This window comes from Tenacibaculum jejuense, from assembly GCF_900198195.1.
Classification (GTDB): Bacteria; Bacteroidota; Bacteroidia; order Flavobacteriales; family Flavobacteriaceae; genus Polaribacter; species Polaribacter jejuensis.
Genome location: NZ_LT899436.1, coordinates 481,081 through 502,577 on the forward strand (window position 1 = coordinate 481,081; position 21,497 = coordinate 502,577).

A 21,497-nucleotide genomic window follows, 5' to 3' on the forward strand; every position below is an offset into this window, starting at 1 on the left:
TCTATTTATTATACGCCCATTTTAAGTAAATAGCTCCCCATGTGAAGCCACCACCAAATGCAGCAAAAATTAAATTATCACCTTTTTTAAGTTCTTTTTCATAGTCTGCAAGTAATAATGGTAAAGTAGCAGAAGTAGTATTTCCATACTTACTAATATTCATCATTACTTTTTCTTCAGCTAAACCAATTCTATTGGCAGTAGCTTCGATAATTCTTTTATTAGCTTGATGTGGAACTAACCAATTTACAGTCTCTTTAGTTAAATTGTTTCGTTCTAATATCTTTTCTGATACATCAGCCATGTTAGAAACTGCAAATTTGAATACAGTTCTACCTTCTTGATGTACATAGTGTTGGTTATTTTTGATTGTCTCTTCTGAAGTAGGTAAAATAGATCCTCCGGCATCAATCTTTAAGAATTCTCTTCCAATACCGTCACTTCTTAAGTATTCATCCTGGAACCCTAAACCTTCTTCATTAGGTTCAAATAAAGCAGCACCAGCACCATCACCAAAAATGATACATGTTGCCCTATCTGTATAATCTATAATAGAAGACATTTTGTCTGCGCCAATTAATAGTACTTTCTTGTATCTACCAGATTCAATATAGCTAGAAGCGGTAGACATACCATATAAAAAGCTTGAACAAGCTGCTTGTAGGTCGTAAGCAAATGCATTTACAGCTCCAATTTTTGTAGCTGTGTACACTGCTGTAGATGCTACCAACATATCTGGAGTTGCAGTAGCCACAATAACTAAATCAATTTCTTCTGGATTAATGTTATTCTTGCTTATTAAATCTTCAGCTGCTTTAATGGCTAAGTAAGAAGTACCTTCGCCTTCTTTTTTTAATATTCTTCTTTCTTTAATTCCGGTTCTAGAGGTAATCCATTCATCGTTGGTATCTACCATAGTTTCCAACTCTTGGTTGGTTAGAATGTAGTCAGGAACATATTTTCCTACTGCTGTAATTGCTGCAGTTATTTTAGCCATGTTTGTTACTTATAGTAAATTTAGTTTTCAAAAGTAGTGATTTTTTTTTCACTTGAAAACGAAAAAAACGCCAAAAACTTTCGTTTTTGACGTTAAATATGTTAAACTATAAAATCTTTGCAGAAGTTATAATATATTAAGCCTCAGCTTCAGTACTATCAATTACCACTTGTCCACGGTAATATAACTTACCTTCGTGCCAGTGAGCTCTATGATATAAATGTGCTTCTCCAGTAGTAGGATCAACAGCTATCTGAGGCATAGTAGCTTTATAGTGAGTTCTTCTCTTATCTCTTCTAGTTTTTGATATTTTTCTCTTAGGATGTGCCATTTCTATGTATTTTTTCCTGTTAGTAAATCTTTTAACTTATCCCACCTCGGGTCGGTTGATTCATCTTCAACCGGTTTCTCTTTATTAATCTCTAATTCCTTTAGTCTCTCTAAAGTTTCAGATTTCATTGTTCCATTGATTACATCTGGATGCACTCTTTTTTTAGGAACAGAAAGAATTGTTAATTCATAAATATATTGAGCAATATTTAATTGGTATTCTTCGTGAGGAATGATTAAAATATCTTCATTGTCATCATTAAACTCCTGTCCGAATTTAACTATCAGTTTAAATTCTCCTTCTATTGGTTGATCAAATAATTCACTTGTTAAATCACAAGGAACATTAACAGATCCACTAATCGAAAATAAAACTTCAAATAATGTGCTCTTCTTTATGAACTCAACATCAACAATTACATTAGTTTCGTTGAATTCTTCATACTGAAATTCTTTAAAGAACGTGTTGTCAATTTGGTATTGAAACTCGTGGCTACCTTCTTTCAAGCCTACAAAAGGAATACTATATTCTTTTAAACCTTTCATTTACAATATCAATTTGAGGGCGCAAATATAATAAAATATTTTTTTAAAAAAGAAGAATTAGAACTATTTTGATTTTAATGTATTCGACTCTAATTCAATATTTTCTTTTCTGTTTCTATAAATTTTTAAAGAACTAAATAAAGCTTCTTTAAAAGATTCTACGTTTGCTTTGTTTTTTCCTGCTATATCAAAGCCTGTTCCGTGGTCTGGAGATGTTCTAATTCTGTTAAGTCCAGCAGTAAAATTCACACCGTTTCCAAAAGATAATGCTTTAAAAGGTGCCAATCCTTGATCATGGTACATTGCTAAGACTCCATCAAATTGTTCATAAGTCTTAGACCCAAAGAATCCATCTGCAGCATAAGGTCCGAAAACCATCTTACCTGTCTTTTTAATTTCAGCAATAGTAGGTCTTATAATTTCATCATCTTCTTTTCCCATAACTCCTTTGTCTCCACAATGAGGATTTAAACCTAAAATTGCAATCTTAGGTTTATTGATACTAAAATCTCTTTTTAAAGATTGATGCATAATATCCACTTTGTTTTTGATAAGCTCAGGTGTAATAAGTTCAGATATTTTTGAAACAGGAACATGACCTGTAATTAATCCTATCCTTAAATCTTCACACATTAAAATCATTAAACTATCCCCTTCCAATTCATTTTCTAAGAACTCTGTATGACCAGGAAAATTGAATTCTTTAGATTGGATGTTTTCTTTGTTAATAGGAGCAGTTAACAATACGTTAATAGCATTGTTTTTAAGTGCATCTACTGCTGTAGCTAGTGATTTTAATGCATACTTTCCTCCATCGGGTGTTATTTTACCAAGTTCTACTTTTACATCTTCTTTCCAGATATTTAGTAAATTAATTTTTCCATGTACAATCTTATCTAATGATTGTATACCATGAATACTATTATTTAAGTTTAATGCTTTTTTATGGAAGGAAATAACTTTGTTAGAGCCGAAAATAACAGGAGTACAGAATTCTAACATTCGTTTATCTTCAAATGTTTTAAGAATGACTTCTATACCTATACCATTAATATCTCCAATTGAGATTCCGACAATAATTTTATTCGTTTTTTCCATATTTAGAATACCTATGTTGTATTTTTGATGTTAACAAAAGTAACTAAATTTTAAGGAATGTTTACAGGTATAATTGAAACACTTGCAAGTGTTACTGAGCTAAAGAAAGAACAAGAAAATATTCATATTTCTTTAAAAAGCGAAATTACAAACGAACTAAAAATAGATCAGAGTGTTGCTCATAATGGCGTTTGTTTAACTGTTGTTGCAATTGATAACGATGAGTATACAGTCACAGCAATTAAAGAAACTATTGATAAGAGTAATATCGGGACTTTAAAAATCGGTGATGAGGTAAATTTAGAAAGAGCGATGAAGTTAGGAGACCGTTTAGATGGTCATATCGTTCAGGGTCATGTAGATCAAACAGGTGTTTGTAAAGGAATTAAAGATGAAGGAGGAAGTACTGTATTTACCTTCGAATATGATTCTGAATTAAATAATATTACTATTGAAAAAGGTTCTGTAACTGTAAATGGTGTGAGTTTAACAGTTGTAAATTCTAAACGTAATGAATTTAGTGTAGCAATTATTCCTTACACTTTAGAACATACAGTTTTTAAGCACTTTGAAGTTGGAACAAAGGTAAATTTAGAGTTTGACGTTATTGGTAAGTATGTGGCAAGACTTCAGGAGTTTAGAAGTTAACATTTAAAACAGCTTATAAATATTTTAGCGTTGAAGTAAAAGTAGTTTTTTTAGATAATTATTCTATATTTAGGCTTTTAAATAATTAACTATGAAAAGCTTATATAAGAGAATCTCTGCCGAGGTTCCTAGTGACTACACCAAACCTTCACAATCGTTTAAAAAGCATGTTTGGCTTTCAGTTCTAGGATTGTTAGCCTTTATTGTTTTGTATTTAGGTCTTACGATATGGTTTGGGCGATTGGCGTACAATTTAGCAATGGATGCCCATAATTTCGATGGTCATTTCTTCAATTATCTTTTGGCTTTTGGATTTGGCTTTCTGTCACTATTCATGGCAAAATCATTGTTCTTTCTTAATAAGAGAGAAGATAATCCAATTCATAAATACATTACGGAAAAAGAAGAACCTGTTTTATTTGATTATTTATATCAATTAGCAGATGAAGCTGGAGCTCCAAAACCAAACAAAGTTTTTCTAACTGATAGAGTTAATGCAAGTGTATCTTATGATATTTCTTTAATCAATTTAATTTTTCCATCAAAAAAGAATTTAGAAATAGGATTAGGGATTACTAATGTTTTAAGTTTGGGAGAATTAAAAGCAGTTTTAGCTCATGAATTTGGACATTTTGCGCAGCGTTCTATGCTTTTGGGAAGGTATGTTTATGTAGTACAACAAATTGCAGCACGTATTGTTGGTAAAAGAGATGCTTTTGATTCTTTTTTAGCAGGCTTGTCGAGAATAGATCTTCGTATTGCTTGGATAGGCTGGATATTATCAATCTTAGTTTGGTCTGTAAGATCATTTATAGAAATATGTTTTCGCGTGGTTGTAGTTGCTGAAAGGGCTTTATCTCGTGAAATGGAATTTCAAGCAGATTTAGTTGCTGTGTCTTTAACTGGAAGTGACGCTTTAATTCATGCGTTATACAAATTACAGGTAGCAGATGAAGCTCATGAAAATGCAATTCAGTGTATGAGTGAGTTGTTAGGTGAAAAAAAAGCCATAAAAGATATGTATACTTTGCAAAGTAATTACATTGAAAGAATGGCTGTTATATTGAACGATCCTGCTTATGGGAAATCTCCTACAGTACCAGACCAATCCCCAGAAGAAAATAGAATTTTTGCCAATAAGAAATACAATCCGCCAAAGATGTGGGCAACTCACCCTGCAGATATTGATAGAGAAAATAATGCAAAGAAGAACTATATTTTTGAAGAGATCGATGAAAGATCTTCTTGGGAGTTATTTTCTGATCCAAAGTTTTACAGGGAGGAAATGACAAAACGTTTGATTAGTACAGCTAAAGTTGAAACTACAGATGAAGTTGAAGAGGAAGGAATTAAATATCAGAATAAATCATATTTCGATTGGACGTTTCTTGAACCAGAGTACAACTCTAATTTTTTAAATAGATTTCCATTTCAAAATTTTGAATCGTATGAAGATTTGCTAAATAAGGAAATAAAAGATGTTGATTTAGATACTACAGTAAGTAAATTGTATCCACATTATATAAGTAATGATATACAAGAATTGCAAGAATTAGAAGAGGAAATTATTGCTTTAGAAGTGAGTAAAGACGAATCTTTAACTTTAGAGAAAAGAAAAATATGGCATAGAGGAAACGAGGTGAAGAGAAAAGATATCCCTGAAATATTAAAAGGGTTAAAAGAAGAAGTAGCTGTAATCAGAGAGAAATTAAAAGAACACGATGTTTTATGTAGATCTACTTTTCAGAGGTTAGCTAAAGAAGTAGATCAAAGTTGGGCAGATTATCATAAAAGATTGATCAAACTTGTGCATTATAGTGAACATGCTATGGCAAACTTAAAAGATGTGATACGCAAGTATAATAATGTAATGGGTATTGCTTTAGCTGATGGAAATGTTTCAGATGACGAATTGGTTCGTATTTTATCTATAGGTGATACTTATCATATAACGCTAAGAAGAATATATAAACATGCCGAAACTTTTACATTAAATAACACGCTATTGAAAAACATGAACACCGATCATTATAATAGTTTGTTTGAAGAATTTAAGTTGCCGCCTCCTAGTAAAGAGAATATTAATGAGTGGGTACAGGTTGTAGATGGATGGGCTTCTGTTGCTTTGACAGCTTTGAATAAATTGAGAAATGAATCTTTAGAATTACTATTAGAGACTGAGAAATATATAAAACAAGCTTATACAGAAAAACTTACTGAGAAAACTACAGCAATAATTAAAGGTTTTCCAGATCGTTACGATACATTAATTCCGGGAAAGGAAAGGAAACTACAAACAAAATTAGGTGTTTGGGATCGTTTTGTAACTGGAGATGGAATTATACCTTCCATAGCAAAGTTTGGAATATCAGGAGGTATTGTATTTGCGGCAATTTTCTTTGGAAATCGTTCGCAAAAATTGCCTTTATATATTTATAATGGATTACAAACTACAGTAAGTGTAACCGTTGGAAGTGAATTTTTCGAGATTGAACCTAATTATAACGAAGAATTACTAATCAATTATGGAACAAACTACATTATCAAAGCTAAAAATTCAGAAGGACAAATTATTGATAGTCTTAATTTTTCAATGAATGAGCATTCTGCTTATATGTACAACGTAGCCAATGCTGCTGTGATGATGAAATATCCTGTTTTTTATGGTGTTGGAGCTTTTACAAGTCCAAAAAGTGAGACAGAATTATTAAATGAAAGTAAGATATTCCCTATAAAGGCAGATTACATACTAGCAGAACCACCTCAAGAAATTTCTATGCCTTCAGGAGTAAGTGTAGAAAGAAAAGACGTATTGTTGGCATACAGTGAGCAAGGTCCTCAAGAATTGTTGTCAATTTTGAAAGATGAAGATCAGATTTCAGAAATGATTGAAACTCATGTAAAGTGGGATGATGATGATAGTAAACAAATTGTAAATTGGTTATACTATTTAAGAGGAACAAAAGAAGGTCTAGCGGTTTTAAATTCACGATTAAATAGAAATCCTAAGGAATTTATTAGTCTAAGAGCATTACAAGATTTATCTGATTCTACAGCTCACGAAGATATTTGTAATAAACATGTAGAACTTGCTCGAGAAGAACCAGATAACCCAGATTTATATTATTTATCAATTCGGTGTATCAAGGATGAGAAATTGAAAGATAGTAAGTTTTTAGAAGGGTATAAAAAATGGAATCAACACAATTGGTTGGCTTATGCTTCTGGATATATTTATACACAAAAAAATAATCTAGAAGAAGCATATGAGGCTTACAGAGTTGCTGCCAAAGGTAATCCAACACTAAGATCAATGATAGCTTTAGATGTTGAAAGAATAAAAAGAATCTTGAATTTAAAAGGAAAAAAACGATACAGAACTATAATAAAAAATGAACAAGTAAAATATTATCAAAATCTAGAATCAGGTAAAATCGAAAATGGTGAAAACAATCCAGATTATATCTTTTATCTCATAAATAACGGTAAGATTGATGAGGCTTATGAATTGGTAAAAAAATATGATGAGCGTATGAGTTATGTGAATTATTTTATAGCTGCATCAAAAGGAGTAAAGAAAGATTTAAGAGATAAACTAATTCGAAATTTAGATATTAACCAGTTGAATTATAATTCTGTATGGCCTATTTTAGGATTGCATGTTTTAGATAATAAAGATTATACAGACTTATTACCTGTTTTTCAACCATTAGATATGGAAGCGAAAGATGTTAATAAATTGATCTCTTTAATAAAGCAAAGAGATTTTTCTGGAGTAGATGATCGTATTCAAAACTTAACAACTCAGTGGAAAGCTCAAGTTTATGTTTTATCTAGTATTATTCAAAAAGGAAACATTCCAATTAAGTGGAAAGAAGTGATTAAAGGAGGGTTGTTTATATCTGAAAAACCTTATTTAGGACTTTAATTTATTATAATATTTAAATAATATTAGAATTGAAAAAATAAGAAAGACTACCAAAAATGGTAGTCTTTCTGCTTATATAAGTGAATGTAAATTGGAAATAAAAACTTAATCTTATATTCCTACATTCGGTAGAAGGTTCAAAGATTTACTTTTTATCTAAGTGTAAGTCTTAATTTTTCCTTTTATATAGGAAAACAAAAAACGCTTACTTTAACACGTATCCTACATTCGTAAGGTAATTGGTGATATTGCGCACATGTGCCACAACTTGAACTATCTACGCCTTCAAAATATCCATAACAAGTTGGGCTGGAGAAACAACGAACATCGCCGCCACCGTGGATATTTTTTTGAGTACTCTTATCTAGACTTTTGCCTAATGTTGAAATTATTTTTTTCATGTTTTTAGGTTTATGCGTCGCAACTACAAGCAGGCTTTAATATTAAGTGTTCCCACATTCTACAGATAGCATGAGAACATTTAGTTGTACCTCCTTGAATTGTTTTTTGTTCAGATTTATTTAGGCTTTTACCTAGTGTTGAAATTACTTTTTTCATGTTTATATTTATTTAGAAAGGAAAAAATCATGTTTTAACAAGACCCGAATTGACCACAATTATATGATGGGTCGCCACCTAAAAAAGGGTAGTTACTTAACCAAAAGCCTTGTGTTCTAGTACAACAAAATTGATATGGAGTTGGAATAAATCCTCCATGGATTTCCTTTTGTTTGGTTTTGCTTAATGAATGTCCTAAGTTTTTGATTGATTTCTTCATGATACTCATATTTAAAGTGCAATTGAGAGGTTTTAGATAAACTTCTCAATAGCGTTTTTTAACTATTTGTTTTTTTGAATTAGTAGTTTATCCAACCACCACGTCCATCACAAACTCCAGGACAATGAGGAGGTCCACATTTAATAGTAGTAGTAGCTGTAGGACATACTTCTGGACATGATTGAATTCTGATAAGAGGAACAATACCACCTGTAATTTCAGTTTGCTTCGCTTTGTTTAAAGCTTTACCAAGATTTAAGATTGATTTTTTCATAATAAAAAGATTTAAAGTTGAATTAAATCCCTGAATATTTAAAGACACTCAAGGTTTATGTCTATTCTTCGCGATACAATGTTTACTACATTAAATAAAATGATAGAGGAGTTGGAGTAACTCCTCAAATCTTTTTAGTACCTATCGGCACCACCACGTCCATTACATACTCCTGGACAATGAGGAGGTCCACATTTAGTTCCTCTAGGTGCAGTACGACATACTTCGTCACAAGTAGCTACTCTAATCGGAACAATTCCTCCGTTAACTTCTGCTTGTCTAGCTTTGTTTAAAGCTTTACCAAGATTTAAGATTGATTTTTTCATAATGAAAGGTTTTAAAATTGATTAAATCCTTGAACATTTAAAGACACTCAAGGTCTATGTCTATTCTTCGCGATAAAATTGTTCAAAAGGAAATATGTTTTTACTTGTGAACAAAAAGTTATAGGTTTTGATATATTTAATATCAAAATATTTGGCCTTACTAGGCTTTTTAAGCGTAAATAGGATTTCCTCCGCCGCTTCCTCCACAATTTGGATGATTCGGAATAATAGCAGGGAAGTTTAAATAACAATAGCTTCCTTGACCTCCATTTAATACGTAATTTCTACCATTACAGTGGTAACGGCAAGTTCTAAGAAGCATTCCACCATTAATTTCTGTTTGCTCTTTCTTGTTTAAAGTTTTACCTAATTTCGAAATTGAGTTTTTCATAATAATAAGATTTTAATTGATTGAATTCTTGAACATTTAAAGACACTCAAGGTTATGTCTATTTTATTTTAAATATTTAAAAAGCCACAAGCTCCGTGCTCTGGTAATACACATAAATAGTTGCAACAAATATGACCTGGTACACCACAGAAAAATCCATTTCTTGTTTTACAAACACCATATTCATCTGGATCATAAAAGCTACCAACTATGTTTTTTAATTCTGTATTAGTGAGTTTTTTTCCTAGTTTAGAGATTGAGTTTTTCATTATTCGTGATTTTTAAAAAATTATAGATTTATTACTGTAATTTAAATTTACAGTTAGATGTAATTCTAAGTATATAGAAGCAATATACCTGCCTAATTTCAACTACAATTGAAATACAGAGATTGCTGATCCATATATAATATCATATAGCAATTACCGAAGTAATTCTATTAATTGATCAAGCTGTTTTTTAGAATTCTTCTTAGAACTCTAAAAGCACAAAAACATTAAGGTGTAGGGTTAACAATGAACTCTTTGGCAGGAGTCATAACAAATACCGAGTTCTATTCTATCTCTAGATTCAGATATACATCTGTCGTAGCATTCAAAACATGATATGCCACCGTGAATTTGTTGTTGTTTTGTTTTGGCGATAGGAGTACCAAAATTTAAGATCGATTTCTTCATAATCGAATAGATTTAAGGTTAATTAAATCCTTGTTATTTTAAGACACCAAGGCTTGTGTCTATTCTTCGCGAAAAGTTTATTTAATGACCTTTTTAAGTTGATAGAAAAAGCGTTCTATTAACCTAAGATCTTCAGTAATTATGTCTGCATTACCTTGCATTTCTTGTCTGAATTCAAGTTGTTTGTTATAAGACGTTTGAAGCTTATTAGGTAAATCAACATCTATATAGTAATTACCTTCTTCATCGGCTATTACTGAAATACGTTGTATCGTACCATCAAGTTTACCAAATTCATCTGAAGGATAATTTAAAAGTTTAATTTGAACTTGTTGTCCAATTTTAATTTTTCCAGAATTAGCTATAGGTGCTTTAATTTTTCCAACAAAATTTTCTGCATCACTAGGAACTATCGTAAAAATTAGATCACCAGTTTTTACATTTTGATTTTTACTCCAGAAAGAAAGAAAAGAAACTTTTCCACTTATAGAGGTAGTTAAAGCATAGTTGTTTTCCCAGTCGCTAATCGCTTTTTTAAGAAGTAAAAATGATTGTTTAGCTCTTTTTTGAAGACTTTTATCATTTTGTGTTTTTTTAATGCTAGTGTCATCTAAATTTTGAGAAGAGCTATTAATAAGCTCTCTAATTTGTAAAATAGATGCTTCCATATTGGCGTAACCTCGTTCTGCCTGAATAAATTCAACTTCTCGCTGTTCCATTTCTTTGGCAGAAATCACACCTTTTTCAAACATTTGAGTACTTCTTTTTAAGTCTGTTTTTTTGAATTCTAGTTCTTTCTTGCTTAATTCTTTTTGGTATAGCATATTTTGTAGTCTACGTTTGGCTTCAATAACCGATACTTGACTAGCTATAACTTGTGATTTAAACGGAGCTAGATCTTTATTTAATAAATACTCTTGATAGTCATTTTCAAATTGAGAAAAGCTAGAGTTAATATCACCTAAGTTTAAAACAGGAATATCATCTAGAGGAAAGTTAAATTCTTCATTATGAAACTCTATAGTGTCTACAACACTTTTTAGAAACAATACATCTTTGTAGGAAGCACTATTTTTAATTACTGCTAATACTTCACCTTCCTTTACTTCTGTTCCTTCATTTGCTAAAAGGACTTCAAATTTACCTGAGTTTTTTGCATAAATTTTCTCTGGCGGAATGGCAGTAGTAACCATAACTTGAGTTTTAATAACGTCTGGATATTTAACAAACCAAGAAATAAAAAGTAAAATAATAATTAGCAGTAGAATTAGCATGTTACCATATCTAATCATCCAGCTAGGTACTTTATTTAGTATTTCTTGTACTTCCTCGCTTCTAATTTCTGTATCTTGACTATTTTGTGGCATTTATTATTATAAAAAGTGAGGGAAATCTCCCTCACTAAAGTTAGTATTATTCGCAAAAAATTCTTGCTTCAAATCCAGAAGTACCAAAAAATGTAGTGCAAGGCACACATCTTGTACATGTTGGATTAGCTCCATTAGAGATAGCTGCTGCTACAGCTGAGTTACATCTTCTTTGGGTAGAGAAACATCCACTACCAATAAAAACGTCACCTCTAAGACCTCCGTTAATATTTCTTTGTTCAGCTTTGTTTAAAGCTTTACCAATATTTAAAATTGATTTTTTCATGATTTGAATTTTAGAAAGTTATAGGTATACTGGAATTTCACATTCAGCATGAGTTAAAGCACAACCTTTGTATTTTCTTGGTAATGCGTTGTATTCATCACATGAAGCGCAACCAGGAATACTATCAGCATAACAAAAAGGACCAGAGTAATCACTACAACTACCAAATCCTCCATTGATGTTCTTTTGATCTGCTTTATTTAAAGCTTTTCCTAAGTTTAAGATTGATTTTTTCATGATACTTATTTTATTGATCACTATTTATTTGACTTAAATCTAATTTACATTTACCATTTCCATCAGGTATCCAATATTTACATAAACATGCAGTACCATCAAACGATATCGCTATAATACAAGCTGGATTTGTTTCTGGTGTAAAATAAAAATCTCCACCTTTAACATTTCTTTGTTCAGCTCTATTTAAAGCCTTTCCTATATTTAAAATTGATTTTTTCATCTTTTTAGATTTTTAAAATTAACATCCAGGCGTCGCAGGAAATAAAAGACATTGTAATGGGTCTACAGGTAGAGGAGGGTTTTCAATTTCTTGTGCCCTACAATCTCCTGAACCACAAATAGGATGACTCCATTTTCCTGTGCTGTAATTACAATTACAAGCAGGTAATACAGTGAGTCCTCCGGTAATGTTTTTTTGTTCTGTTTTATTTAGAACTTTACCTACGTTTACAATCGACTTTTTCATGTTATTTCACCTAATTTAAGATCTATACAGGATCGTTTCCTCCACCTGGATTTCCTCCGCCTGGGTTACCTGAACCTCCACTACCTGTATTACATGAACAGTATAATGGTTTCCAGAATAATTCTTGTAAGTGAGGGCAAGCACACCACTCAAAACAAGGTCCTGTAAAAACTCTTCCTCCGTTGATGTTTTTTTGTTCAGCTTTTTCTAAAGCTTTTCCAAGGTTTAAAATTGATTTTTTCATAATATAAATGGTTAAAAATGATTAAACCCTTGATCATTTAGAGACATTCAAGGTTTATGTCTATCCTTCGCGAAAAAAATATTCTAACTACCTAAATCAAGTTGGTTTTTAACCAAGTGAAAGTAGCTTCCTTTTAATTTTATTAATTCTTCATGATTTCCTTTTTCAACTATTTTACCTTTATCTAACACAACAATTTGATGTGCGTTTTTCACCGTACTTAAACGGTGAGCAATAACTACAGCAGTTTTATCAGCAAAAAAGTTATTTAAGTTTTCCATGATTACTTTTTCATTATTAGCATCAAGAGCAGATGTTGCTTCATCAAAAAATAAAAATTTAGGATCTTTATAAACAGACCTAGCTATTAATAATCTTTGCTTTTGCCCAGTACTTAATCCATTTCCTTCACTACCAATTTTAGTATTATAACCTAAAGGCAATGCTTCTATATAATCTGAGATGTTAGCAACATTTATAGCGTGACTTAATTTGTCTTTATCTACAAAATCTTCACCAACAGCAATATTCTTAGCTATACTATCATTAAAAACATAGCCTTCCTGCATTACCACACCACAATTTCTTCTCCATTCTTTTTGAGAAATATTTTTTAAATTGAAATTTCCAACAGAGATTTCTCCATTTTCAACTTGATAAAATCCTAACAATAATTTCATTAATGTAGTTTTACCACTACCACTTACACCAACAATGGCAGTAGTTTTATTTGCAGGTATTTCTAAAGTTAAATCTTTAATAACAGGTTCAAGTCCTCCTGTATACCTAAAAGAAACATTTTTAAGTTGAATAGGATTATTTACTGGAATATTGGTTACTTTTTCATCGCCTGGTTTTTCTTCGTCTTCCATGTTGTGGATTTCTCCTAAACGATCTAGTGATATTTGAGCGTCTTGAACATCTCTCATAAAGTTGATAAGTTGAACAATTGGTCCGTTTAATTGTCCAACAATATAACTTATGGCCATCATCATACCCAAAGTAATATTACCATCAATTACTAATTTTGCTGATAGAATTGTAATCAGCATATTTTTAAGCTCGTTAATGAAATTAGATCCAACACTCTGTGTTTGTTCTAGAGCTAAACTTTTAGTGGCTACTTTAAATAAACGTGCTTGTACATATTCCCAATTCCATCGCATTCTTCTTTCAGCATTATGGAGCTTAATTTCTTGCATTCCATTGATTAACTCAATTACTTTACTTTGTTCTTGACTAACTTCAGAGAATCTTTTATAGTCTAATTCTTTTCTTTTCTTGAAAAAGAAGAGAACCCAAGCAAAATATAAAACACTACCAAGAACAAAAACTCCAAAAATTTGTATGCTATAAAAACCTAATACAAAACTAAATATGATTAAGTTGATAAATGAAAATAAAACAGATAATGAAGAAGTAGTTAAAATTCGTTCAATCCTTTTATGATCATTAATCCTTTGAAGTAAATCACCAGTCATTCTCACATCAAAATATGAGATGGGTAATTTCATTAGTTTGATAAAGAAATCAGATATTAATGAAATATTAATTCTGGTACTTAAGTGTAATAAAATCCAACTTCGAATAATTTCCAGAGAAGCTTTTCCAAAGAATAAAAAAAGTTGTGCAAAAAGGATTAAATACACAAAATTTAAATCTTGATTTTCTATACCAACATCAACTACACTCTGTGTTAAAAATGGTAATATCAATTGAAGTAAACTTCCTGCTAACAATCCTATAATTAATTGTATAACAAACTTTCTATACCTTATTAAGTATCTAAATATAAATGAGAAGCCAAATTTTTCATCTTCTTCAAACTCTTGTGAATAAAAAGCAGCTGTGGGTTCAACTAACAAGGCAATTCCATCTTCTGTATTTTCATCTGCATTATTACCAATCCAATGCTTAATAAATTCTTTTTTTGTAAAAGTGATTAAACCATGTGCAGGATCGGAAATATAAACTTTGTCTTTTTTGATCTTATAAAGAACTACATAATGATTCTTATTCCAGTGAATTATACATGGTAAAGGAGCTTCTTTTAATTTTTCAAAAGCCAATTTTATCCCAAGAGATTTGAATCCCATAGATTCTACAGCTTCACTTAAACCTAAGAGACTACTACCTTCTCGTGTAGTTTCACTTAATTCACGAAGCTGTTGCGTATTAATTGTTTTACCATAATGTTTGGCAATAATCTTTATACATGTAGGTCCGCAATCTTTGGCCTCGGTTTGTTTATAATGTGGAAATTTTTTCAAGTATGTTCTGATTCATTTAGTTAAAAAATCATTTAAAATCCAGATAGAATTTTTAACGATAATACATATTGCAATTTTAAAAAATTTAAGATTATTGGTTGTTTTTTAAGGTTTAAAAACACATATAATGAATTTAAATAATTGTGTTTTTTACTTATTTGTTACTTTTTTAGCAATAATTTAAATTTATAAGATTACATTTGCGGCGAACATTTTAAGACACTCACCTAGTGTGTCTATTCTTCGCGAGAGAGTATTGTTCGAAAGGTAAAGTCGCTTTTTGCGACTTTGCCTAATTTTGATTCTCTACTTGAAGCCCCGTTGTAGTTTGGTAATGTTCTTCTAAATCTTCTACAAAAAAGACTAAATCACCTCTTTCGTATTCTTTAGGAAAAGATTTACCATTAATTAAAATTTCTGGAGTGAAATTTATTCCATTCTCAACACACCATTCCTTTTCAGCTTTTAAAGTTTCTATAGGATTTGTTGTATGTGAGTCTTTGTTCCATTTTTCTAACCATTTTTTATAATCTGCACCACTGTAAATTTCATCAAGACCAGTCTTACAGTCTTCAATTTTTCCTGTATTGTATAACTCTAGTAAAGTAGTTGTAACTTTAGCGCCTGCGCTTTCAGCATCATCTGCAGGAACATTAAAGCGGATAATAATTTTTGCAGAATCATTATATTTTTTCAGAATTTCATCTACAATTTCATGAACACCTTTACAATGTCCACAAAATGGATTGGTCACAGTTATAATTTCTAATGAGGCATTTTTGTTACCAAAAACAATTTCATTTGCATTATTGATTCGTGTATCTAAGCTAGGTGACTTTACTAATAAACTGTTGAAAAGATTAAAGTTCCTTTTAAACTTTACAAATCCAATTTTCTCTTTTTGAAGTTGTCCTAACTCTTTAGCCATTGGTTTTACAAAGTTCCAAACCAAATAAGTTCCTAGAAATGAAATTACAGTAATAGCTATTGTAGCTAAGTTAATGCTAGCTATTAGATCAATTGGATTCCCATTCGCAAAAACTAAAGCACCTTGTAACCATAAAACTCCTACTATTGTTAAGCATAACAAACACCAAGATTTTACAATTTTATATTGGTAATATATTGAGTAAATAGTTATGGGTAAAGCTGCCAAACTTATAAAGTATAGTGGACTTAAATTGTTAAGTAATAATGAAGCAAGTAAAATGCTAGAAAAATAAATAATACTTAAATCACTTAATTTATGATTTTTGATGATTTCTGCACCTTTCGAGTTTAATACAGCATCACAATCTTTCTTTTCATCAGTGCCAGAGCAAAAGGCATTACCAATTGCTGTACTTTCCCCTAATTCTTGTTTTAAGATACTGTAACTTGTTATAACACCTAAGATTGATAAAATACTATAACCAACATTGAAAATTGAAGACTCTTTATTAATAAATAGGAATATAATTGCAATTGCAATAAGTCCGAGTAAAATTATATTTTTTGAATTGCTATTTTCTTTTGTCGTCGTAATAGCATCAGTTTTTTCAACAGCAACAATAATTCCGGTAAATTGAGTTAAAAACTCCCCTTCAGTTAATTTCTTTTCTTTGTTATCATCACCGCTAACTGTTGAATAAGAATTATTTTTAGGATCTCTTTTAACAGTAACTAAGTCATTTCCTGTATCTGTATTTATTTGAGCAATAAAACTATCAGGTAATTGTTCTAAAGTTTGTTTATCTGTAGGAACTTCAGCAGCAATATTTTCAATATTAAAATGATCTAATACACCAGTGATTGCGTGCAAACTAGGATAAGAAGGATGACTTTGAATTTGAAAAGCTAATTCTTTCTTGTCATATACAATTCCATTGTAAGATAGTAACTTTTGTACTATCAGTGATAATGCATTTTTCATAGGAGGCAATAACATTTCTGTGAGGAAATGTTTATTTTAAATTTATTGATTGATGACTCTAAAGTTACACTATTTTTTAAAATAGCTATTTTTTGTTAGAAATTTTAACATTTTTTTCTTTCAATCATACGTTGAGTTTTGAAGTTATTATCTATAGTATTTGTTAAAATATTACTGAATTTCAAAAAAATAACAATATCAGTTGCATAATTGTTTTACATTTTAGATTTTGTAGTTACTTAAGGAGATAAATGGGGAAAAGAACTTTAAAAAATCATATAGAGGAATTACATAATGCTACTACAATCAATTCTGACGAACTTGAATCTTTTTTAGCACAATTTAAAATTATAGGAAATATAGGCATCAATGCAAATTCTATTTTTTATGTATTGAATTTAAATACAATGAATTATGAGTATGTCAATGATGCCTGTTTAAGTTTTACAGGTTATACTTCAAAAGATTTTTACGAAAAAGGAATGCGTATTTTACCTTTAATAATGGTAGAAGAAGATTTTAACTTATTAACGGCAGATCTTTTTCCTAAGATGAATGATTTCTCTAAGCAGCTAAGCTCTGAACAGCGGAGTAAAATAGTTTTTGAGATTTATTATAAAATGCGACATAAAGTTTCAGGAAAAATTATTCAAATGGTTGAGTTTAGTTCTTACACAAAGTTTGATAAAAATGAAATACCAATTCTTTCTACTGGTCTTTGTTATGAATCTAGTCAAGTTTTATCGGGGGTAAAAGGTATTGTTCGTTTAAATGAAGAGCAATCTCAAAAAACATTATTTGAAGAAAGAATCAATTATGCTGTAGAACAGCTAACCAAATCAGAAAATGTGATTGTTAACTTTTTAGTAGATGGTTTATCTCGTAAAGAAATTGCAGATAATTTATCGGTGTCTTTGCATACGATTCATACTCATATTAAAAATATATACAAGAAAATGGATGTGAGTAAGGTGTCTGAGTTGATAAAGAAGGTTAATTGATTATTTAAAAAACAAAAAGCTTCACGAAAAGTGAAGCTTTAAAGGTGGTCCCACATGGGATCGAACCATGGACCCCCTGATTATGAGTAATTAACGTTTTTATTGTAACTTGTTGTTTTCTAGTTTTTTATTTTGAGTGTGTTTTTTTAAGTAGTAAAAAAGTAGTAAGGTTTTAACCCTGTTTTAATTTGTTAATTATTTTAATATCAGCAGGAACTATTTTTTTATTAGATAATTCTGATAAGTTCAACCATTCATATTTATCATGGTCAGTTAATTCAAAACTGGCTTTAATAAAGTCACATTTATATGATAATAGTTTTACTGAAAATGTTTCATAATTATGAATTGTAGTGCTAAAATGATTTAATATTTTCACATGCATACCAAGTTCTTCTATTAACTCTCGAGTCAAAGCTTTTTCAGGAATTTCATTTAATTCGATCTTACCACCTGGAAACTCCCAAAGACCTCCTAAATTTTTATCCTTTTTTTTTCTGCATAGTAGTATTTTATCTTTTTTGTAAATTATACCACAGACTACTTTAATCATATTTTGTATAATTTGTTTCTATGAGATTTTAAATACTTTCTGTTTCCAGGGGTAAGTTCAAGTATTTTTTCATTTCCTGTAATTCCTAATTTTGAATATTCAGATTCTTTTAAATGTTTTGATATCACAATTGTACCATCATCTTTAAAGGATATGAGATGCTTATCAAATAACGCATCATAAACAGGAGATAATAATATTCCGTTATTTACATCAAGTCTTTCGAAATTATTAGCTTCTCTCCAAGGAATAATATGTGATGCAATTAAAATTTCTTTCACAGATACTTTACTTACTGCACATTTATAATTCCATTTTTTTAATATTTTTTGTCTAAACTTTCCTTGTCCAATTCTAGAAGTAGTAAGATTTATTCTTGAGGTTTCTTGTAGTTGATAGTCAAGTGTTTCTTCTTCGGATAGATTGCCGAATTCTTTTTCTACAACTTTATATTTGATCTTACCAAAATTGAAAAGCAGAAAGGCTATCTTTTCGTTTATTTCATATAAATAACCCTGATTAGCTTCTGTTTTTGAGTTTAATGGAGAATATTTTTCTGGTAAATGGTCTTTAATTTTTTTATAAATATTTTTAACATTTAATGGAGATGAAAACAAGACATAGTCTGCATCTACCATGTAACCTTCATTTTCCCATTCAGCATCTACATTGAATTCTTCTGGTTGAGAAGCCAGAAAATAATGAGATTTAATTTGACAATAACCAATAATAAAGCCCTTTCGATAATTAAAGACAATATCGTTTGGTTTTAATTTAGTCATATTGTTCCAATGGAAAAACGTTTGTTCTTTATTATTTTTTACAGGTGCCCATAAATATTTACCTTCTTTTTCTTCTTTATAGGTTTTACCTTGATTTACCCAATAATATTTCATGCTTTTAGATTTCAAGTACTTCAGCCCATAAATTTTTCCAATTCCCGTAACTTTCTTTTCCGTTTCGGTATTGCTTTGCGTACTCTTTATCGAATTCTGGGTTTTGTTGCTTAAATGTTATTGTCAGTTTCATTATATATAGGAGTGTTTCTGTAAATATAGAAAAACTAAAATTTAAATTTGAGATGAATTTAAATCGTTAAAAAAAGTCGTAAAAAAGTAGTGTTTTTGAAAAAAAATGGTTGAAAAAGCACTTTTTTCAGAAAGGTTTTATTGATTATCAATGTATTGTTAATGTAGGTCACCTTACTCTATATCAGGAGTCTTACGATACATAAAAATGCTTCTGACACTAGTAGATATAAAGGGTTGTAACTTATTGTTAGTGAGTTTTTAAAAACAAAAAAGCTTCACAAAAAGTGAAGCTTTAAAGGTGGTCCCACATGGGCTCGAACCATGGACCCCCTGATTATGAGTCAGGTGCTCTAACCAACTGAGCTATAGGACCAGTAAAATGGATTGCAAAAATAAAAACTTTTTTGAAATTTAAAAGTCTTTTTTACACTTTTCTTACCATTAAATTTTTTCCAAAATTAATTAGATTTTCTCTCGCTGATTCTGAGATGTTTAGTCGATTTAAATTTTCGAAAGATTTTTTTGTGTATTCTTTAATTAAGCCTTGAATAAGATTCGGAATATCATTTTGTTCAAATATTCTAGTTACTTCAGAAACTTTCACAGAATTATCTTCTAATTTCTGATTGAAGAAAAATTTTAACTTTTCAGCATCTTCCGTATTCGCTACTTCTAAACATTTTAGATATAGGTATGTTTTTTTATTTTCAATAATATCACCACCAATTTGTTTTCCAAAAGTTTCAGGATTTCCAAAGGTGTCTAAATAATCATCTTGTAATTGAAAAGCAATACCAAGATTTACCCCAAAATTATACAGTTCTTCCGCCTGTTCATCCGAAGATTGGGCAACAATAGCTCCCATTTTAAGAGCTGCACCTACTAAAACAGAAGTTTTCAAAGTAATCATGTTAATATATTCATCGATAGTTACATCATTACGAGTCTCAAAATCAACATCTAACTGTTGTCCGTCACAAACTTCAATAGCTGTTTTACTAAATAATTTAGCAAGTTTTTGAAAAATAATAGGTTCGTAGTTTTCAAAATATTGATATGCTAAAATTAGCATAGCGTCACCAGAAAGAATTCCTGTATTAATATCCCATTTATGATGAACAGTTTCTTTTCCTCTTCTCAAAGGAGCCTCATCCATAATATCATCATGAACTAATGTGAAATTGTGAAAAGTTTCTACAGCCATTGCTGCTGGTAAAGCTTTTTCGAAACTCCCAGAAATAATATCGCAGGCTATTAAAGTTAGAATTGGTCTTAACCGTTTCCCTCCTAATTGTAAGATATAATCAACAGGCTCGTATAAATTCTTAGGTTCTCTGTTGAAGTCTTGATCTTGTAAATAACTTAAAAATGATTGCTGATACTTAGATAATTCCAATAGTAAAGTTTTTCACAAAAATAAGCCAATTAAAAGAACTGTGTAAGGCTAATGTTAAAAAATCATTAAAACTTAGGAAACTTTTTTTGTTTCTAAAGTTTCCTTGTTTATCTTTGCTTCGTATTATGAGAGATAAAATAATAAAAAAAGCAGGAGAGTTATTCTTAAACCTTGGGTTTAAAAGCGTAACTATGGACGACATGGCAAAGGCGCTTGGTATCTCAAAGAAAACACTTTACAAACATTTTTCGAATAAAGCTTCTTTAGTTGACGCGTCTACGGAAGCAATTCAAGAAACGATTGAGTCTAATATTACTTCTATAAAAAGCAAAGAATACAATGCAATAGAAGAAGAGTTTAAAATTAAAGCAGTTTTTAATGAAATGTTCAAAAATGCCAAAGATTCGCCAATGTATCAATTGAAAAAGTACTACCCAGAAATCTATAACAAGTTAATAGACAAAGAGGTGTGTATGTTTAGAGATTGTAACACAGATAATTTAACTAAAGGTATAGAACAAGGATTATACAGAGAAAATTTAGAGCTTAAACTAATTACAAATTTTTATTTCACATTAGTTTTTGGTGTATATGATTCTGACATGTATAGTCGAGATATACAAGAATTATTGAGAATAGAATACCATGTTTTAGAGTATCATATAAGAGCTATAGCTACAGAAAAAGGATTGAAAGAGCTAGAAAAACAACTAAAAATAATTAATCAAAATTGAAACT

26 protein-coding genes and 1 tRNA gene are annotated in these 21,497 nt (G+C 30.2%); 4 read left to right on the forward strand and 23 right to left on the reverse strand.

Annotated elements, in window-relative coordinates:
- Position 1: 1 nt before the first annotated feature.
- From AQ1685_RS02335 to pdxA, 4 genes are all read right to left on the reverse strand, one after another.
- The gene (locus AQ1685_RS02335; RefSeq protein WP_095069127.1) at positions 2-997 is read right to left on the reverse strand and encodes a beta-ketoacyl-ACP synthase III; all 996 of its coding nucleotides are present in this window, start codon (positions 995-997) and stop codon (positions 2-4) included.
- A gap of 136 nt (positions 998-1,133) precedes the next feature.
- Positions 1,134-1,328, reverse strand: a complete 195-nt coding sequence (rpmF, locus tag AQ1685_RS02340) for a 50S ribosomal protein L32 (protein ID WP_095069128.1) — start codon at positions 1,326-1,328, stop codon at positions 1,134-1,136.
- A 2-nt stretch (positions 1,329-1,330) separates the two neighbouring features.
- Positions 1,331-1,873, reverse strand: coding sequence for a YceD family protein (locus AQ1685_RS02345; RefSeq protein ID WP_095069129.1), 543 nt, complete (start codon positions 1,871-1,873; stop codon positions 1,331-1,333).
- 63 nt (positions 1,874-1,936) lie between these two features.
- Positions 1,937-2,971 carry a 4-hydroxythreonine-4-phosphate dehydrogenase PdxA gene (pdxA, locus tag AQ1685_RS02350; protein ID WP_095069130.1) on the reverse strand — a complete coding sequence of 345 codons (1,035 nt, stop codon included), beginning with the start codon at positions 2,969-2,971 and terminating at the stop codon, positions 1,937-1,939.
- Between the two features lie 57 nt (positions 2,972-3,028).
- Here pdxA and AQ1685_RS02355 point away from each other — a divergent pair, with 57 nt between their 5' ends.
- Both AQ1685_RS02355 and AQ1685_RS02360 read left to right on the forward strand, forming a co-directional pair.
- Positions 3,029-3,619, forward strand: a complete 591-nt coding sequence (locus AQ1685_RS02355) for a riboflavin synthase (protein WP_095069131.1) — start codon at positions 3,029-3,031, stop codon at positions 3,617-3,619.
- A 91-nt stretch (positions 3,620-3,710) separates the two neighbouring features.
- Entirely contained in the window at positions 3,711-7,547 is a 3,837-nt protein-coding gene (locus tag AQ1685_RS02360) for a M48 family metallopeptidase (RefSeq protein ID WP_095069132.1), read from the forward strand.
- Positions 7,548-7,958: 411 nt separating this feature from the next.
- Here AQ1685_RS02360 and AQ1685_RS02365 read toward each other — a convergent pair whose 3' ends face one another.
- The 14 genes from AQ1685_RS02365 to AQ1685_RS02430 form a co-directional block, all read right to left on the reverse strand.
- Positions 7,959-8,105, reverse strand: coding sequence for a hypothetical protein (locus tag AQ1685_RS02365; RefSeq protein ID WP_157730055.1), 147 nt, complete (start codon positions 8,103-8,105; stop codon positions 7,959-7,961).
- Positions 8,106-8,139: 34 nt separating this feature from the next.
- Complete coding sequence (locus AQ1685_RS02370; RefSeq protein WP_157730056.1) at positions 8,140-8,325, reverse strand: hypothetical protein; 186 nt, start codon at positions 8,323-8,325, stop codon at positions 8,140-8,142.
- Positions 8,326-8,404: 79 nt separating this feature from the next.
- Positions 8,405-8,599, reverse strand: coding sequence for a hypothetical protein (locus tag AQ1685_RS02375; RefSeq protein ID WP_095069133.1), 195 nt, complete (start codon positions 8,597-8,599; stop codon positions 8,405-8,407).
- 134 nt (positions 8,600-8,733) lie between these two features.
- Positions 8,734-8,925: a hypothetical protein gene (locus AQ1685_RS02380; protein ID WP_095069134.1), complete on the reverse strand. Its 192-nt coding sequence runs from the start codon at positions 8,923-8,925 to the stop codon at positions 8,734-8,736.
- 169 nt (positions 8,926-9,094) lie between these two features.
- Positions 9,095-9,316 carry a hypothetical protein gene (locus tag AQ1685_RS02385; protein ID WP_095069135.1) on the reverse strand — a complete coding sequence of 74 codons (222 nt, stop codon included), beginning with the start codon at positions 9,314-9,316 and terminating at the stop codon, positions 9,095-9,097.
- A gap of 68 nt (positions 9,317-9,384) precedes the next feature.
- A complete protein-coding gene (locus AQ1685_RS02390) occupies positions 9,385-9,585 on the reverse strand; it encodes a hypothetical protein (RefSeq protein ID WP_095069136.1) in 201 nt (66 codons plus the stop codon).
- Positions 9,586-10,070: 485 nt separating this feature from the next.
- Positions 10,071-11,360 carry an HlyD family secretion protein gene (locus tag AQ1685_RS02395; RefSeq protein ID WP_095069137.1) on the reverse strand — a complete coding sequence of 430 codons (1,290 nt, stop codon included), beginning with the start codon at positions 11,358-11,360 and terminating at the stop codon, positions 10,071-10,073.
- Positions 11,361-11,406: 46 nt separating this feature from the next.
- Positions 11,407-11,646, reverse strand: a complete 240-nt coding sequence (locus tag AQ1685_RS02400; RefSeq protein ID WP_095069138.1) for a hypothetical protein — start codon at positions 11,644-11,646, stop codon at positions 11,407-11,409.
- An 18-nt stretch (positions 11,647-11,664) separates the two neighbouring features.
- Positions 11,665-11,883, reverse strand: coding sequence for a hypothetical protein (locus tag AQ1685_RS02405; RefSeq protein WP_095069139.1), 219 nt, complete (start codon positions 11,881-11,883; stop codon positions 11,665-11,667).
- Positions 11,884-11,893: 10 nt separating this feature from the next.
- The gene (locus AQ1685_RS02410) at positions 11,894-12,106 is read right to left on the reverse strand and encodes a hypothetical protein (protein ID WP_095069140.1); all 213 of its coding nucleotides are present in this window, start codon (positions 12,104-12,106) and stop codon (positions 11,894-11,896) included.
- 18 nt (positions 12,107-12,124) lie between these two features.
- The gene (locus AQ1685_RS02415) at positions 12,125-12,352 is read right to left on the reverse strand and encodes a hypothetical protein (RefSeq protein WP_095069141.1); all 228 of its coding nucleotides are present in this window, start codon (positions 12,350-12,352) and stop codon (positions 12,125-12,127) included.
- Positions 12,353-12,374: 22 nt separating this feature from the next.
- On the reverse strand, positions 12,375-12,596 hold the full coding sequence (locus tag AQ1685_RS02420; RefSeq protein ID WP_095069142.1) for a hypothetical protein: 222 nt from the start codon (positions 12,594-12,596) through the stop codon (positions 12,375-12,377).
- An 83-nt stretch (positions 12,597-12,679) separates the two neighbouring features.
- On the reverse strand, positions 12,680-14,866 hold the full coding sequence (locus AQ1685_RS02425) for a peptidase domain-containing ABC transporter (RefSeq protein ID WP_095069143.1): 2,187 nt from the start codon (positions 14,864-14,866) through the stop codon (positions 12,680-12,682).
- Between the two features lie 292 nt (positions 14,867-15,158).
- A complete protein-coding gene (locus AQ1685_RS02430) occupies positions 15,159-16,778 on the reverse strand; it encodes a vitamin K epoxide reductase family protein (protein ID WP_162288545.1) in 1,620 nt (539 codons plus the stop codon).
- A 251-nt stretch (positions 16,779-17,029) separates the two neighbouring features.
- Between AQ1685_RS02430 and AQ1685_RS02435 the strand changes: the two genes are divergently transcribed.
- Positions 17,030-17,779, forward strand: coding sequence for a LuxR C-terminal-related transcriptional regulator (locus tag AQ1685_RS02435; RefSeq protein WP_095069145.1), 750 nt, complete (start codon positions 17,030-17,032; stop codon positions 17,777-17,779).
- 172 nt (positions 17,780-17,951) lie between these two features.
- On the opposite strand, the gene AQ1685_RS02440 is transcribed toward AQ1685_RS02435, so the two are convergent.
- From AQ1685_RS02440 to AQ1685_RS02455, 5 genes are all read right to left on the reverse strand, one after another.
- Positions 17,952-18,332: a (deoxy)nucleoside triphosphate pyrophosphohydrolase gene (locus tag AQ1685_RS02440; RefSeq protein WP_095069146.1), complete on the reverse strand. Its 381-nt coding sequence runs from the start codon at positions 18,330-18,332 to the stop codon at positions 17,952-17,954.
- Positions 18,329-19,228: an HNH endonuclease gene (locus tag AQ1685_RS02445; protein WP_095069147.1), complete on the reverse strand. Its 900-nt coding sequence runs from the start codon at positions 19,226-19,228 to the stop codon at positions 18,329-18,331. Before AQ1685_RS02445 ends, AQ1685_RS02440 begins: the two co-directional genes overlap by 4 nt.
- A 4-nt stretch (positions 19,229-19,232) precedes the next feature.
- On the reverse strand, positions 19,233-19,361 hold the full coding sequence (locus tag AQ1685_RS20575) for a hypothetical protein (RefSeq protein ID WP_262509591.1): 129 nt from the start codon (positions 19,359-19,361) through the stop codon (positions 19,233-19,235).
- Between the two features lie 301 nt (positions 19,362-19,662).
- Positions 19,663-19,736: transfer RNA gene (locus AQ1685_RS02450), tRNA-Ile, on the reverse strand.
- Positions 19,737-19,787: 51 nt separating this feature from the next.
- Positions 19,788-20,759: a polyprenyl synthetase family protein gene (locus AQ1685_RS02455; protein WP_157730057.1), complete on the reverse strand. Its 972-nt coding sequence runs from the start codon at positions 20,757-20,759 to the stop codon at positions 19,788-19,790.
- Between the two features lie 125 nt (positions 20,760-20,884).
- Here AQ1685_RS02455 and AQ1685_RS02460 point away from each other — a divergent pair, with 125 nt between their 5' ends.
- Entirely contained in the window at positions 20,885-21,493 is a 609-nt protein-coding gene (locus AQ1685_RS02460; protein ID WP_095069148.1) for a TetR/AcrR family transcriptional regulator, read from the forward strand.
- The last annotated feature ends 4 nt before the right edge of the window (positions 21,494-21,497 follow it).

Bases quoted from the DNA above. Each gene is read 5' to 3' on its own strand.
- AQ1685_RS02420 (WP_095069142.1), bottom strand. From the start codon at position 12,596: ATGAAAAAATCAATTTTAAACCTTGGAAAAGCTTTAGAAAAAGCTGAA.
- AQ1685_RS02405 (WP_095069139.1), bottom strand. From the start codon at position 11,883: ATGAAAAAATCAATCTTAAACTTAGGAAAAGCTTTAAATAAAGCAGAT.
- AQ1685_RS02395 (WP_095069137.1), bottom strand. From the start codon at position 11,360: ATGCCACAAAATAGTCAAGATACAGAAATTAGAAGCGAGGAAGTACAA.
- AQ1685_RS02365 (WP_157730055.1), bottom strand. From the start codon at position 8,105: ATGAAAAAAGTAATTTCAACACTAGGTAAAAGCCTAAATAAATCTGAA.
- AQ1685_RS02390 (WP_095069136.1), bottom strand. From the start codon at position 9,585: ATGAAAAACTCAATCTCTAAACTAGGAAAAAAACTCACTAATACAGAA.
- AQ1685_RS02460 (WP_095069148.1), top strand. From the start codon at position 20,885: ATGAGAGATAAAATAATAAAAAAAGCAGGAGAGTTATTCTTAAACCTT.
- pdxA (WP_095069130.1), bottom strand. From the start codon at position 2,971: ATGGAAAAAACGAATAAAATTATTGTCGGAATCTCAATTGGAGATATT.
- AQ1685_RS02345 (WP_095069129.1), bottom strand. From the start codon at position 1,873: ATGAAAGGTTTAAAAGAATATAGTATTCCTTTTGTAGGCTTGAAAGAA.
- AQ1685_RS02360 (WP_095069132.1), top strand. From the start codon at position 3,711: ATGAAAAGCTTATATAAGAGAATCTCTGCCGAGGTTCCTAGTGACTAC.
- rpmF (WP_095069128.1), bottom strand. From the start codon at position 1,328: ATGGCACATCCTAAGAGAAAAATATCAAAAACTAGAAGAGATAAGAGA.
- AQ1685_RS02415 (WP_095069141.1), bottom strand. From the start codon at position 12,352: ATGAAAAAGTCGATTGTAAACGTAGGTAAAGTTCTAAATAAAACAGAA.
- AQ1685_RS02400 (WP_095069138.1), bottom strand. From the start codon at position 11,646: ATGAAAAAATCAATTTTAAATATTGGTAAAGCTTTAAACAAAGCTGAA.
- AQ1685_RS02355 (WP_095069131.1), top strand. From the start codon at position 3,029: ATGTTTACAGGTATAATTGAAACACTTGCAAGTGTTACTGAGCTAAAG.
- AQ1685_RS20575 (WP_262509591.1), bottom strand. From the start codon at position 19,361: ATGAAACTGACAATAACATTTAAGCAACAAAACCCAGAATTCGATAAA.
- AQ1685_RS02430 (WP_162288545.1), bottom strand. From the start codon at position 16,778: ATGAAAAATGCATTATCACTGATAGTACAAAAGTTACTATCTTACAAT.
- AQ1685_RS02445 (WP_095069147.1), bottom strand. From the start codon at position 19,228: ATGAAATATTATTGGGTAAATCAAGGTAAAACCTATAAAGAAGAAAAA.
- AQ1685_RS02370 (WP_157730056.1), bottom strand. From the start codon at position 8,325: ATGAAGAAATCAATCAAAAACTTAGGACATTCATTAAGCAAAACCAAA.
- AQ1685_RS02380 (WP_095069134.1), bottom strand. From the start codon at position 8,925: ATGAAAAAATCAATCTTAAATCTTGGTAAAGCTTTAAACAAAGCTAGA.
- AQ1685_RS02335 (WP_095069127.1), bottom strand. From the start codon at position 997: ATGGCTAAAATAACTGCAGCAATTACAGCAGTAGGAAAATATGTTCCT.
- AQ1685_RS02435 (WP_095069145.1), top strand. From the start codon at position 17,030: ATGGGGAAAAGAACTTTAAAAAATCATATAGAGGAATTACATAATGCT.
- AQ1685_RS02375 (WP_095069133.1), bottom strand. From the start codon at position 8,599: ATGAAAAAATCAATCTTAAATCTTGGTAAAGCTTTAAACAAAGCGAAG.
- AQ1685_RS02385 (WP_095069135.1), bottom strand. From the start codon at position 9,316: ATGAAAAACTCAATTTCGAAATTAGGTAAAACTTTAAACAAGAAAGAG.
- AQ1685_RS02440 (WP_095069146.1), bottom strand. From the start codon at position 18,332: ATGATTAAAGTAGTCTGTGGTATAATTTACAAAAAAGATAAAATACTA.
- AQ1685_RS02410 (WP_095069140.1), bottom strand. From the start codon at position 12,106: ATGAAAAAATCAATTTTAAATATAGGAAAGGCTTTAAATAGAGCTGAA.